The following is a 13,762-nucleotide window of genomic DNA, read 5'->3' as shown; positions in this document are numbered from 1 at the left end:
AAATGCTCCTTGATGTTATTTAATAATCATTCCGCCATTCGGCTGAATTGTGACTTTTATCTTTCCCTTCTTATCTTTCTTCAAGGCAGTCTGTACTGGCTGCATCTGCTTATCGTCAACAAGCAACTTAGTCAGGTCACCAAACGCCTTCAAATCAAGGGTCAGCGCAAGTGGTTCTTTCTGGGCATTCAAGCCTGCGATGTACCACTTGCCATTGGTGGCTTTACGTGCCATCACCACATACTTGCCGGGATAGCCATCAATAAAGTGTGTCTCCTCCCAAGTGGTGGGCAACTCACGCAAAAAGTCCATCTCAAACTGGGGCAACTCCTGCAGGTTGTTTGGCTGCATGGCCACACACTGTACCGAGGTCTGCATGGTAATACCCGATGCCAATTCGAAGATATCGGTAGTTTTTCGCGAGTGACGACTCTTGTTATCGGTCGACATGAACTTGTTCATGATAATACCGCCCCAGTCCATCGAGGCAGTAGCATTACGACAGAAGGGATGCAACGTCAGGTCGAAGCCCTCGCTGATGGTAGCACCCTCGCCAAAGAACAGGTTCTCCGAAGCCAGCACAGCCTCCGAAGCCACAAAGTTAGGATACATACGTTCCCAGCCACGAGGCACGGTGCAACCATGGAACACCACCTGCAAACCATGACGATTGGCATCACTCAGGATATCCTCATACAGCTGCATGGTCTGCTGCTTGTCGCCACCGAAGAAGTCGACCTTGATACCCTTTACACCAATACTCTCCAACCAGCTCATCTCCTTTTCGCGGGCAATGGCGGTATTCATGCAGTTACGTGGGGTTTGTGGGGCATCGTTCCAGAAACCATTACTGTTATACCACATCAGCAGGTGTACACCTTTGCTCTGGGCATATTTCGAGAGTTCTGCAATACGCTCACGACCAATATTCTGGTCCCACCAGTTGTCTACCAGACAGTACTCAAAGCCCATGGCCGAAGCCAGATCAATAAAACGTACCTGATCATTATAGTTAATCGAGTTGTCCTGACCAATCAGCCAGCTCCAGGTGTAGCGTCCTGGCTTGTAATCAGTTGATGCCTGATAGCGGGGCTCTACCACATCATAGCTGATGGTAGTCTCCAGGATGGGCTTCAAAGTGCTACCCAAAGTAATGGTGCGCCAAGGTGTTTCGCCTGGCAGGGGAATAGCTGCAAAATCGGTACCAAAGCCATTGTTCTCCCCCTTATCGGGATAAGCCACGGTATAGCCGCTACCTGTCTGATAATCGCTCAGATGACTACCGCAATAACCTCCTGTAACACCCGTTTCACTCACCAGTGCCCAACCAGTAGGCAGATGGAACAGCGCAGGGAAGATGTAACCATGACCATACTGCGAAGCCTTGTCCATGGGGGCATCGTTAGAGTAGCCCTCCTCATACGAAGGCTTGGTCTGCTCCCAGCCTGTCTCAGGCCCAATCTGTGGCGAGATAAAGGTAGTAGTACCATCAGGGAAGTTAAAACCGCTCACCTCTGAAAGGATTCGCACACGCTTGTACTCACGACGGCGGATAGTCTGTCGAGGCATCTGATAGCGGAAGGCGATATCATTGTCCGACACCTGGAACAGGATACTGAACTTCACACCATCCTTGTTCTGCAGGTCGATAGTCAAGGCATTAGCCTGATAATCCACCTTCGATGCCTTGGTGCCACGCATCTGGTAGCTGGAATTGACAGTTGACAATTGAGACTTTACAATTGACAATTCTTTTGTCAGGTCGCCCAAACTGGTTTTCATACCCAGGGCCGATGGTGCCAACATTTGCTTACCATCCAGAGTCGCTGTATAACTCAGATGCCCATCAGCATCACTCACAGTCACCACCAAACTCCCGTTAGGCGATGAAACACGAACGTCATCAGCCCAACAAAGGACTGATGACGCTATGCATATTGCTAAGAATAATTTTCTCATTCTTACATTTTTCAATATTAACATTTTACAAAAGCTGTTCGCTTTCGATATCCTTAAAGTACTTATAGGTGCTAACCTTCAACTCATCAGCAGCCTCCTCATCGCTCACGATGATACCGTGCTCATGCATCTGCAGAGCCGAGATGGTCCACATGTGGTTTACAGCTCCCTCAATAGCAGCCTGCATAGCGCGAGCCTTACCATGACCATTCACCAGAATCATCACCTCGCGGGCATCCATCACGGTACCAACACCTACAGTCAGTGCGTGAGCAGGAACATTCTCGGGCTTACCACCAAAGAAACGGCTGTTAGCAATACGAGTGTCGGTAGTCAGTGTCTTCATACGAGTGCGGCTACGCAGTGATGAACCTGGCTCGTTAAAGGCAATATGACCATCGGGACCAATACCACCGATAAACAGGTCGATACCACCAGCCTCTTTAATCATCTCCTCGTAGTGCTTGCACTCAGCCTGCAGGTCAGGTGCGTTACCATTCAGAATGTGGATATTCTCCTTGGGGCAGTCGATATGATCAAACAGGTTGCGGGCCATAAAAGCATGATAGCTTTCTGGATGAGCCTCGGGCAAACCAACATACTCGTCCATGTTAAAGGTAATCACATTCTTAAACGAAACCTTACCAGCACGGTTAGCCTCAACCAGTGCATTATACATTCCTACTGGCGATGAACCGGTTGGCAATCCCAGCACAAACTTGTGATCGGGAGTTGGATTGAACTCGTTGATACGCTTAATAACGTGGTTAGCAGCCCACTGTGACATTTTCTGATAGTCACTCTGAATAATTACTCTCATACACTATTTGTTTTTAAGTTTATTTCTATTTCCGTGCAAAAATACAACGAAATATTCTTTTTAGGCACGGATTAACACGGATTAACATAGATTTTTAGTGATTTTTACGCACTTATTCGTAACTTTGTGCCCAATATGAAAGAATTTGTAATATCAGAAGCGAAAGCAGAGACTGCCGTACTGGTGGGACTCATTACCAAAGAGCAGAATGAGGCCAAGACCAAGGAATATCTCGACGAACTTGAGTTTCTGGCAGATACTGCCGGGGCTGTAACCGTGAAGCGTTTCACCCAGAAAGTGGGTGGACCCAGTCAGACCACCTATGTGGGTAGCGGTAAACTGCTTGAAATCAAAGAATATATCAAGCAGTGCCAAGATGCCTACGATGAGTGGTTGGACGAGCAGGATGCCTCGCTGTTTGCCGAGGGTTTGCTCGACGAGTCGAATGCCCCCCAGCCTGTAGGTATGGTTATCTTTGATGATGAACTGAGTGCCAAGCAGATGCGCAATATCGAAAAGGAACTGCAGGTAAAGATTCTGGATCGAACCTCACTCATTCTCGATATCTTTGCCATGCGTGCCCAGACTGCCGAGGCCAAGGCCCAGGTTGAGCTGGCGCAGCATCGCTATATGCTGCCCCGCTTGCAACGACTCTGGACCCACTTGGAGCGCCAGGGCGGTGGCTCAGGCTCTGGTGGCGGAAAAGGTTCGGTAGGACTGCGTGGACCAGGTGAAACCCAGTTGGAGATGGACCGTCGTATCATTCTGCAGCGCATCACCCTGTTGAAACAGCGCCTGGCCGAGATCGACAAACAGAAAACCACCCAGCGTAAGAATCGCGGTCGCCTGATTCGTGTGGCCCTCGTAGGTTATACCAACGTAGGTAAGAGTACCATGATGAACCTGCTGGCCAAGAGCGAGGTGTTTGCCGAGAACAAGCTCTTTGCCACACTCGATACCACTGTACGTAAGATGACCATCGATAACCTGCCATTCCTGTTGGCCGATACCGTTGGATTCATCCGCAAGTTACCCAGCGACCTGGTTGAATCGTTCAAGAGCACCCTCGACGAGGTGCGCGAGGCCGATCTGCTGGTACACGTGGTAGATATCTCCCACCCCGACTTTGAGGATCAGATCCGCGTGGTTGAGGAGACCTTGAAGGAGTTAGGCTGTGCCGATAAGCCTGCCATGCTGGTATTCAACAAGATTGATGCCTATACCTGGGTGGAGAAAGAGGAGGACGACCTGACACCTGCCACCAAGGAGAACATGACACTCGACGACCTTGAGAAAACCTGGATGGCTCGCACAGGCGAGAACCAGCACTACCTGGAGTGTCTGTTCATCTCGGCCAAACAAAAGGATAATATTGATGCACTGCGCGACATTCTGTACAAACGAGTACGTGAGCTGCATGTGCAGAAATACCCCTATAACGACTTTTTATATCAAGATTATGAGTAATTACAGACAACTAACCCAGAACGAAATCGACGTTTTGGAGAACAACGGCTGCTGGGCAGAGGACTGGCAACGTGTTTTAGTCGACGAGAACTTTAAACCGTACAACTTCCATCGTGTGATGTTCTATGGCGACATCTGCTTAGGCGCATTCAACAAGATGGTCGAGGTAAGCAAGGGCTTCACCAAGCACTCTGGTATCAACGATGCCACCCTGCGTAATGTAACGGTTGGTAACGACTGCCTTATCGAGAAGATAGGCAATTACATCAATAACTACACCATTGGTAACGACTGTTACATATCTAATATATGTACGCTCGAGACCACCGATGATGCCACTTATGGTGAAGGCTCAGTGATTTCGGTACTCAACGAGATGGGCGATGGCAATGTAACCATTTTCCGCGAGTTGAACTCACAGCTGGCGTCGTTTATGGTAAAACATAACAACGACAAGAACCTGAAGCAAACCCTCCAGCAGATGATTGAGGACGAACTGCGTGTATCGCGCCCAGATCGTGGCTATATCGGTAACAACGTAAAGATTATCAATGCCAAGGATATCACCAACACCATCATCAAGGGCGATTGCGAAATTAGTGGTGCAGCACGCCTCTCAGAGTGTACTGTGATGAGTTCGATGGATGCTCCTGTATTTATCGGCACAGGTGTGATTTGCGAGAATTCGATTATCTGCGATGGTTGCTCGATTAACAACTCAGTAAAAATGCAGGATTGCTTTGTGGGCGAGGCCTGTCAGATTACCAATGGATTTACCGCCGAGGCTAGCCTCTTCTTTGCCAACTCGTTCATGGCCAATGGCGAGGCCTGTGCTGCCTTCTGCGGCCCATTCTCAGCCTCTCACCATAAGAGTTCGCTGCTGATTGGTGGCGAGTTCTCGTTCTATAACGCAGGCTCTAACACCAACTTCTCGAACCATGCCTATAAGATGGGCCCCATGCACTATGGTACGTTGGAGCGCGGTACCAAGACCGCCTCAGGTGCTTATGTGCTCATGCCAGCCACTATCGGTGCTTTCTCGGTGTGCTTCGGTAAGCTGATGCACCACCCCGATACCCGCAATCTGCCATTCAGTTACCTGTTGGCTTATGGCGACGATTGCTATCTGGTACCAGGTCGTAACATCACCACCGTGGGATTGTATCGTGATATTAAGAAATGGCCCAAGCGCGATAAGCGTTCTAAGCAGTCGCGTAAGAGTATCATCAACTTCGACTGGCTCTCACCTTTCACCGTAGGCGAGATTATGCAGGGTATCCAGATTCTGAAGGACCTGCGCCATGCTTCGGGTGATAATGTAACCACTTACAACTTCCACGAGTACGTGATTAATGCCACCTCGTTGCGTAAGGGATTAAAGTACTACGATATCGCTCTGCGCATCTATATGGGTGCCGTACTGAAGCGTGCCCAGAAGGAGGGCTATATTGGCAAGCCTATCAGCACCACAGGCCAGGGCCGCTGGATTGACATGAGCGGACTGCTGTTGCCCGAGAGCGAGGAGCAGCGCCTGGTTGAGGATATCAAGAATGGCAACATCGACAATATCCACGATGTGCTCGACCGTTTTGTTGAGATCAACAACAACTATAGCGATTACCGCTGGGCATGGAGCTACCAGATGATTCTCGACTACTACCAGCTCGAAGAACTCGACGAGGCTGCCTGTGAGCGCATTCGTGAGGACTACGTAAGAGCCCGCCGCGCCTGGATTGCCGAGATCCGCAAGGATGCCGAAAAAGAATTCCAGATGGGTGATGTCGAGCAGGACGTTTACGAAGATTTCCTCTCCAAACTCGATCACGAGATTGATTACGAAAACTAACAATAAAGCCTCGCAGTTGCGAGGCTTTATTTATTTTTTACTCTCTTTCTTCTTAATAAAGTAATCAATAGTAAGATGTAGCATCACACCTAAGAAGATATCAACCAACAGAATCAGTGTTTTATTGATATCCAGCATCACACTACCAACAGTAAACACAATCAGGAACATAGTAACCACCAAGAGTGTAATCATCGTCCAGAAAGGCTTCATACCTGTTCGCATCAGCTTATGGTGAATGTGATTCTTATCAGGCGTAAACGGATTTCTGCCCTCACGCACTCGGGCCAACATTACACGTGGGATATCCATCAATGGGATAATCATCGTCGAGAAGCCCATGAGCAACATTCCTCTAGGGAATCCCATCTTATCCAGACTAGCCATATATACCAACAGAAAACTCAGCAGATAGCCTAATGTCAAACTACCCGTATCCCCCATAAATATTTTCTTACCTTTTTCAGCATTGCCAAACACGTTATAAAACCAGAATGGCAGCAACACGCCCAGCATGCCGAACGAAATCATACTAAACAGATATTGTGCCTTGATGGCAGCAGCCATACCCAAGGTAAAGAGCGAAATTGAACAGAGGCCCGATGCCAATCCATCCACGCCATCAATCAGATTAATGGCATTCGTAATATACACCACTAAGAATACAGTAAGCGGAATACCTATCCAAGCCGGAATTTCATGTAACCAGAACAAGCCCGACAAATCGTGAATCCACAAACCTGACAATGGGAACAACATGGCACAAACTATCTGCACCATGAATTTGGCTTTATACGATACACCTATCAAATCGTCAGTCACACCCGTCAGATAAAGTACCATCATACCCACCGACAACAGGATAAAACGCGCAATTAGCAGGTTTACCTGAAGCAATCCGCCATACAAATGCATCAGCATCCAAATTCCTATGGTGAGACAGAAGCTCATGATAAGTACTGGGAAGAAAGTAATACCACCCAATCTAGGGATGGGGCGGTTATGCACTTTGCGGGCATCAGGAATATCATACAGTTTCTTTTTTCTGCTAATCAACAGCACTCTTGGTACGAACAACCAGCCCAACAAGGCAGACAGCAGGAAAGGAACAGCCGTTGAATAAGCCGTTTTCAGGGCATCCACATCAGCCCCAGCCTTAATCAATATATCGAAAAAATAATTCAAGCCTTATCCCTCCCACGATTTTTATAATACATAATCACAACCTGTATCAGGCCCCATGCCGACACATCTACCACTAACAGCAGCGACAGGTCCCATCTTTGCAGAACGCCCCAAATATTCAGGCCGATAAATTCAGCGGTAATCAGCAGTACAACCATCAGCACCTGACGGGGCTGCAAACCTGCCTGAATCAGTCGATGATGAATGTGATTACGGTCACCTGTTCTGAATACATTTCTGCCGTTTACCAGACGGGTGATACCTACACGCATCACATCAAACATAGGTATCAGCAACGTACCAAAGCATGCCATTCCAATACCAAAAGGCAATTCATCGCCTCCCATCCTACTTACAGAGATCACTATGTAAGCCAGAATATAGCCGATGGTCAAACCGCCAGTATCACCAAAGAACAATTTGCGCCAGCCCACTCGCCAGCCCAGCACATTGCGGAACAGGAATGGGCCCAACAACCCCACCATAGCCACACAGACCATCAGTAGCAGATACTGATTAGCCATGCCACAAAAAACAGCCATCACAGCAAAAGCGATGATAGCCATACCCGAAGCCAAGCCATCAATATCATCCAGCATCGATATCGTATTCGATACATACACCACTGCAGCAATGGTCAGCGGAAAGCTAATCCACGGCTCCAATTCGTACAAACCTAACAGGCCATCCAAATGATCAATACGTGCGCCCGAAAGCGGTATCAAAGTGGCTGCCAACACCTCAATCGAGAGTTTCGATTTAAGCGACACACCCACTAGGTCGTCCATCACGCCAACCAAATACATGGCTGTCAGCCCAGTCATCATCAACATAAACTGCACGAAATATTCCATATTTTCGGCATATGTCGAGAACTGGTCATTCAGCAAAAAGGTGCAAGCCAAAGGCAAGCCTACACTGATTACAAGTATAGGGAAAAGCGAAACGCCCCCAAATCGCGGAACATTTCGCCTAACTCTTCCGTCACGCACTAATGCCTCATCACCCATCAGTTCTTTCTTCACACTCACCATAATAATACGGGGGATGATATAAAGAGCCAGAGAGGTTGCCAACAATAGCGGTATAATGATTGAGTAATATAACATTTAGTAAATTCCACTGCTAATATCCGCCGCAAAGGTAATACTAAATTTTTAAATAAACAAATTATAACGCAACATTCTTCTTGCAAAAAGAAAAAAATAATGAAAACGCCCCTAAGGAGCGTTGTTCTTCTTAGGGGCGTGGTGTTAACCGTTAGGTCTCAGCACTTAGGCTGGAGGTTGGCGTACTCGCGACTGGGCAGGTAGCAGGGACAATCCTTGGCCACGTGGGGCAGTTCGCAGTGTCCTATAATCCGGGCTTGAGGATATTCCTCGGTCAGATCCTTCAGCAGCTCATAGAGCGCATGCTTCTGGGCTTCGGTGCGGGTATCGTAAGCCTGGCCTTTCTCGTTCAGTCCGCCTTCATATACAATACCGAGCGAACAGTAGTTGTAATGCCTGGCATGTACACCTTGTACCGTTTCGGGCAAAAGCGGGATTACCTGTCCATCTCTGCGTACATAGTAGTGATAGGAACACTGACCATACTTGGCCATCCCACAGCCTATCAGGTTCTCAACACTGAATGGGCGGTTACATTTGGTTGCCGTACAATGCACCACAAGCATCGCCACTTTCTTAAGGGGTTTCAATTCTGTCATTATTGTTTGAGTTATGAGTAATTGCCCTGAAAGGGCTGTATAACATAGCCCAGGGGCTTGCCCCTGGGTAGGGGCAATGCCCCTAAAACCAATGCGGAGTGCAACTCTGCACGGCCAGGGTACCCGCCACGGTTGTAATAACGGTTGCAAGGAGTTTAATAATTTGCTTAATTGTCGACCACTTGATTTTCATTGCTAATAATTATTAATGGTTAAGGTTTATGGATGATAAAAAGGAAGAACTAAGGCAAGGGACGCGCAAGATGCTTTCATAACGGATATTGGATATTGTTGTGGCGCTTAGGCCACCTGGTGCGTCATAGCTTTTCTCCGGACACGCCCTTGATCCTTAGATGCTTAGCTCGTTAATTCATGTCGCTGCCACCGCTGCCGCCTGGGTTGCCACCGCCGCCTGAGTTACCACCGGTGTTCTGACCGTTACCAGTTCCACCTGAATTCTGCGAAGAACCTCCGTTGTTTCCAGAGCCCGAGCCTTCTGGCTCGATATTCATGGCGTTGTCGTGGGTTTCCTCGAAGGTTACGTCCTTCAGCATGGTGATGGCATTCACGTACTTCTGCTTCACGCTACCATCATTGGTCTTCTGCTGACCAACCACCACGCGGGTGGTCTCGGGCTGGAACAGCACTCGGCGCGTTGTAATGGTCTGGGCACCGCAATCCTCGAGTTTCGTTACACCGATGCTGGAGAAACCCACCTTGAAGATGCCAATGCCGTCGAGTTTGATCTTCTGGCCCATCTCGAAGAAATGCTTAAAAGCTTCGCCCAGTTCCTGCAGCACAGCCTTGATGTCACTCTTCTTCACTGAGGCCTGACGCTGGATGAAATCTGCCAGTTCCTCGGTTCCCACAAAGTGGTTGTCGTACACGGCCTGGGCAAAATACTTGCCGAATGCCGTACTTGAACTGTTCTTGTTCTGCGACTTGATAAATTTCTGACTCATGTTTTTTTAATGTTTAAATGTTTATAGTTTATGGCTGGCGACGAGACTATCTTAACACGCTATCCGGATAGTCTTAATGAGTTGTTCAGATAATCTTTATACCCCCTAAGGGATTATCTCAATGAGGTGTTCCGACGTTCTGAATGACTCGTAAAGATAGTCTCAATGACCCGTAGATGACTCGGTATCATTTGGTTCGCTTACCGGTTACAAAGATACAACATTTTGAAATGCTGTTGTCTGTTTTTGTCTGTTATTGGCCGATTTTGGCTGAAAAAAAATTCAGATTTCTATGCCATAGTCATCACAGATGTATTTTACGGCCTGAGGTGGCAACAGATGCGCATGAAGACTTACGCCCATTTTCTCAAGAACGTTTTGGCGAGAAACCATATAGCGCTGAAAAGTTCTGGGTGACACGCCAGCCAATCTGGCGAGTTCTGATTTATACATGGCTTTCATCTTGTTCAAATAAAAAATCTACAATATCAATTTTTCGATTTTTCTGGTCCTGAGTAGCCTTCTGTTCCAACAGGGGCGACAGACGGATGGGATAACGGAAGCGATATAGGCGCTGTGCCTCATTCACAATATCGGTCCATTGCTTGAATGCCTCACCCTCAGGATCGGCATCAGGGAAGATAATGATGCGATACTGTACTAAGGGTGCTAACAACTCTGGTTTCAGCATTTGCATGCCACCACACGATAACCACACAAAATCCGTAAACTTCTCCGACATGATTACCGCCGTTTTCTCTGATTCTACAATCGCTACGCGTTCAGAGCGTTCATTGAGCAGGTGCAACCCAAACAGACAATGCTGCAACTCGTAGTCAGCAGGCAGTTGCTGCTTCAGGATGGTATGCACCCAAGTGGGGTTATGCCCCTTGTCGCGATGACAGTCGGGTTGGTAATACATAATCTTGCCGGTATGCACCTGCTGCTGTTCGTCTATCTCCCAGAAGATAACGCCACCTTCTTTCGAATAGCCCAGCTGATAGCGTTCTGCCGCATGGCGTAGCTGCCCCTCGCTCAGATAACCAGCGGCTACCACAGCTTTGCAAAACTCCGAACCCAGGCCTTTCGCTTTGGCAACCAATGTCGCATCCAGCGGCACCACAACAGGTGGTGGTGGCGGTGCAGAAGGTTTGCTTTTTACAGGTTTCTGAACGGTTGGGGGTGTCAATATCACATCAAACTCCTTTACCAACCAATCGCAAGCCGCCAGGAAATCCAGATTCTCTTGCTCCTGCACCAGCTTGATCACATCCCCACCCTCGCCACAAACAAAGCACTTGTAGAGGTTCTTTTCGCTGTTAACACGCATGGAAGGGTGCTTATCGTTATGGTGCCAGCAAAGGGTACGCTTGGTAAGTTTACCCTTACCCTTCAGCGTAATGCCCAACTTCGAACAAACATCAAATATAGGCACCTCACGTATTTTTTGAAGATCTAATTCACTGTATTTCATTGTTCAAATTTTTGACCCTGAAAGGGTCTTTCTAACATAGCGTAGGGGCTTGCTTGACCCTGAAGGGGTCTTGCTAACATAGCGTAGGGGCTTGCCTAACCCTGAAGGGGTCTTTCTAACATAGCGTAGGGGCTTGCCCCTACGTGAATGGGAGCCCCCATTCATTCGCCCCTGTAGGGGGCTCATAACTCCGTAGGTGATGGCTAAGTCCCCATACGTAATTCTCTCTACGAGAGAGAATGTAGTATGTGGGGCACGTTAGCCCTTCACCGTAGGCCATACTCTTTTTTACCAAACGGATTCGTCACACACACGATTACATTCTCATCTACCGCCTTTTTCAACATCTCATCATGCAACTTCGGCTTGATGGCGCCGGTAAGATCAAAAATCTTCGGTATCAACTGCTCCTCGGTATATACCTGTCCTGGCTGCATGATGTCGGTAAACAGTTGTTTAACGTCGAACACATGCCTGCGCCCCTCCTTGTGTGCATACTTCGGATTCAAATCAGGCAATTTTTTCTGATCTTGCAATTTGTCGGCCATCTTCTGCTGACTGCGGAACTGCGCTTCAACCAACTCTTCGTGGGTACACTGATACGGCAGCCCCTCATCATTCACAGCAAACTGCAATGGTGTCGCGATGGTGTATTTGCGTGTATCCGTCTGCCCCCACGTAAAGATGCGCTCCGAATTCTTGGCACACTCGTACACCTCGAAGGCTTTGTTCTTCAGCTCCGTACCAATCCAGCCACGCAGATTCTTATCCTCCTGACTCTTGTTCTGGTGCAGCACACACACAATGGCACAATGGTTATCCGAAGCCAGACGCATCAACCGTTCTATGGTGTCCTGCGCCACCACACCATCGTTGATATCGGCCACCAGATCGCGAATACCATCCAGCACTACCAGGTCGGGCTGATAGCGCAAAACCAACAGTTCTAACAGGCCTAAGCGTTCAGTCATGGTTTCGCCACGCACGTTAAACACATCCATCTGTTCCATCGGGAATCGTTCTTCAGCTATGCCTGTAAGTGGTATGATACGATGCTTGAGGATGTCTTGCGTCGACTCTTCGCTCTGTTCAGTATCATACCACAGCACGTGCAACCGTTTCGGCTCGATCCTTTCTACGGAGAGCAACTGGTTGCGAAAGCATAGTGCCATCAAAATACTTGAAACAAATGTCTTACCGCTCTTGGCCTTGCCCGATAGTCCTGTCAGTTCACCACGAGCAAAGCAGGGCTTGCCCGCCAAGCGAAACAGGAACTCCATCGGCCGTAACTTAGTGGTTGGTGTAATACGTCGCTGTTCCAACTGTTTCAGTCGGTGCTCCTGCTGGCAGGAGATGCCTGCCAGCCAAAGCTCGCCACGAATCAGATGCCCCGCATCCGGATTAAACACCACAGGTTTTAGGTTCTGCATAATTGATATAATGTTAATGTTTAAATGATGTGAAAAATTCAGTTGCTTGATGGATTGACGACACAAATATAATAAAAATACAATAACTTTGCATCCACTTTGTGCTCCATTAGGGGCACACAAAACTAACACATTTTAACAATAAGATGAAAGATTTTATGACAACACCGTCATTTCGTGCCTTGATTAAAGGCATGATTGACAACGACGCGCAGGCCACTGTGCGTAACCTTGAGAATGTCCATGTTGGTCGCAAGACACGGGACCGTTTTTTAAAAGCGAAGACAGTGTAATAGCCCTTTGGCAGGGCTATGTAGTGCTCCGTTACTTCCTGCAGAAGCCCGGACTCAGTTCCTATCAAAAATGGCAACTGATAGCCAAGGTTCTCGACAGTCTGGAGCACGACTACCAAGAAGCCTTCCCCAACGAGCCCCCCATCTTCTCCCAAGGCTTCCGCGAAGCCCTCTTCGCCCTAGTCACCCAACCATAAAAACAACAGCGGGAGCTTCATGGTTGGAGCTCCCGCAATTAATCAAAAAACGCAATTATTATTTGTTTATTTGAAAATTTAATATTACTTTGCAAAAAACGGTCGATATCCACCCACCCAAAACGGGGATATCCGTTCACTTTTCTGACTCGTTCATCCTAATGGCGCTGCAAATTTAATCATTTTTCTGTAACATCGCTCTTTTTTGTCGATTTTTTCTTCCGCATACTCTCTCCTTTGAGGTCAAAACGTACAGCTGTGTGCACGATTCTGTCAAGGATGGCATCAGCAGCAGTGGTATTCTTCTTAAGCACGTCGTACCAGTTTGAAACTGGCAATTGAGACACGATGATAGTGGACTTCTGACCATGTCTGTCCTCGATAATCTCCATAAAGTCTAACAGTTGCTGCCCATCAAGCA

Annotated in this window: 11 protein-coding genes; 2 read left to right on the top strand and 9 right to left on the bottom strand. The window is 47.9% G+C overall.

What is annotated here, in order from left to right; genetic code table 11:
• Positions 1-15: 15 nt before the first annotated feature.
• Positions 16-1,959: a glycoside hydrolase family 97 protein gene (locus T500_RS0110895; RefSeq protein ID WP_028908132.1), complete on the bottom strand. Its 1,944-nt coding sequence runs from the start codon at positions 1,957-1,959 to the stop codon at positions 16-18.
• A gap of 25 nt (positions 1,960-1,984) precedes the next feature.
• On the bottom strand, positions 1,985-2,779 hold the full coding sequence (gene nagB / locus T500_RS0110890) for a glucosamine-6-phosphate deaminase (RefSeq protein WP_028908131.1): 795 nt from the start codon (positions 2,777-2,779) through the stop codon (positions 1,985-1,987).
• Between the two features lie 135 nt (positions 2,780-2,914).
• Here nagB and hflX point away from each other — a divergent pair, with 135 nt between their 5' ends.
• Together hflX and T500_RS0110880 are read left to right on the top strand one after the other, a co-directional pair.
• Complete coding sequence (gene hflX, locus T500_RS0110885) at positions 2,915-4,246, top strand: GTPase HflX (RefSeq protein WP_028908130.1); 1,332 nt, start codon at positions 2,915-2,917, stop codon at positions 4,244-4,246.
• Positions 4,239-6,092: a DUF4954 family protein gene (locus T500_RS0110880; protein ID WP_028908129.1), complete on the top strand. Its 1,854-nt coding sequence runs from the start codon at positions 4,239-4,241 to the stop codon at positions 6,090-6,092. The genes hflX and T500_RS0110880 overlap by 8 nt, the downstream gene beginning before the upstream one ends.
• Before the next feature lie 30 nt (positions 6,093-6,122).
• Here T500_RS0110880 and T500_RS0110875 read toward each other — a convergent pair whose 3' ends face one another.
• The 7 genes from T500_RS0110875 to T500_RS15855 all read right to left on the bottom strand — a co-directional run.
• Entirely contained in the window at positions 6,123-7,256 is a 1,134-nt protein-coding gene (locus tag T500_RS0110875) for an MraY family glycosyltransferase (protein WP_230580896.1), read from the bottom strand.
• Between the two features lie 17 nt (positions 7,257-7,273).
• Positions 7,274-8,131: an MraY family glycosyltransferase gene (locus T500_RS0110870; protein ID WP_196243508.1), complete on the bottom strand. Its 858-nt coding sequence runs from the start codon at positions 8,129-8,131 to the stop codon at positions 7,274-7,276.
• A gap of 413 nt (positions 8,132-8,544) precedes the next feature.
• Positions 8,545-8,985, bottom strand: a complete 441-nt coding sequence (locus tag T500_RS0110865) for an N-acetylmuramoyl-L-alanine amidase (RefSeq protein WP_028908126.1) — start codon at positions 8,983-8,985, stop codon at positions 8,545-8,547.
• 365 nt (positions 8,986-9,350) lie between these two features.
• Complete coding sequence (locus tag T500_RS16480) at positions 9,351-9,947, bottom strand: hypothetical protein (RefSeq protein WP_051612035.1); 597 nt, start codon at positions 9,945-9,947, stop codon at positions 9,351-9,353.
• A 445-nt stretch (positions 9,948-10,392) separates the two neighbouring features.
• Positions 10,393-11,421 (bottom strand): DUF6371 domain-containing protein, encoded by a 1,029-nt coding sequence (locus T500_RS16475; protein WP_051612034.1) that lies wholly within the window; start codon positions 11,419-11,421, stop codon positions 10,393-10,395.
• Positions 11,422-11,687: 266 nt separating this feature from the next.
• Positions 11,688-12,851, bottom strand: a complete 1,164-nt coding sequence (locus tag T500_RS0110840) for an AAA family ATPase (RefSeq protein ID WP_028908124.1) — start codon at positions 12,849-12,851, stop codon at positions 11,688-11,690.
• Positions 12,852-13,520: 669 nt separating this feature from the next.
• On the bottom strand, positions 13,521-13,762 hold a 242-nt coding region (locus tag T500_RS15855), incomplete at its 5' end, for an ATP-binding protein (protein ID WP_036908997.1).

Source organism: Xylanibacter ruminicola Ga6B6 (genome assembly GCF_000687715.1).
Taxonomy (GTDB): domain Bacteria; phylum Bacteroidota; class Bacteroidia; order Bacteroidales; family Bacteroidaceae; genus Prevotella; species Prevotella ruminicola_B.
The sequence above is the reverse complement of the archived record's forward strand: the minus strand, read 5'-3'. Positions and strand labels throughout refer to the sequence as shown.

What these genes read in the sequence shown, in the direction of transcription:
- T500_RS0110895 (WP_028908132.1), bottom strand. Translation starts at nt 1,959, where the DNA reads ATGAGAAAATTATTCTTAGCAATATGCATAGCGTCATCAGTCCTTTGT.
- nagB (WP_028908131.1), bottom strand. Translation starts at nt 2,779, where the DNA reads ATGAGAGTAATTATTCAGAGTGACTATCAGAAAATGTCACAGTGGGCT.
- hflX (WP_028908130.1), top strand. Translation starts at nt 2,915, where the DNA reads ATGAAAGAATTTGTAATATCAGAAGCGAAAGCAGAGACTGCCGTACTG.
- T500_RS0110880 (WP_028908129.1), top strand. Translation starts at nt 4,239, where the DNA reads ATGAGTAATTACAGACAACTAACCCAGAACGAAATCGACGTTTTGGAG.
- T500_RS0110870 (WP_196243508.1), bottom strand. Translation starts at nt 8,131, where the DNA reads ATGGAATATTTCGTGCAGTTTATGTTGATGATGACTGGGCTGACAGCC.
- T500_RS0110865 (WP_028908126.1), bottom strand. Translation starts at nt 8,985, where the DNA reads ATGACAGAATTGAAACCCCTTAAGAAAGTGGCGATGCTTGTGGTGCAT.
- T500_RS16480 (WP_051612035.1), bottom strand. Translation starts at nt 9,947, where the DNA reads ATGAGTCAGAAATTTATCAAGTCGCAGAACAAGAACAGTTCAAGTACG.
- T500_RS16475 (WP_051612034.1), bottom strand. Translation starts at nt 11,421, where the DNA reads ATGAAATACAGTGAATTAGATCTTCAAAAAATACGTGAGGTGCCTATA.
- T500_RS0110840 (WP_028908124.1), bottom strand. Translation starts at nt 12,851, where the DNA reads ATGCAGAACCTAAAACCTGTGGTGTTTAATCCGGATGCGGGGCATCTG.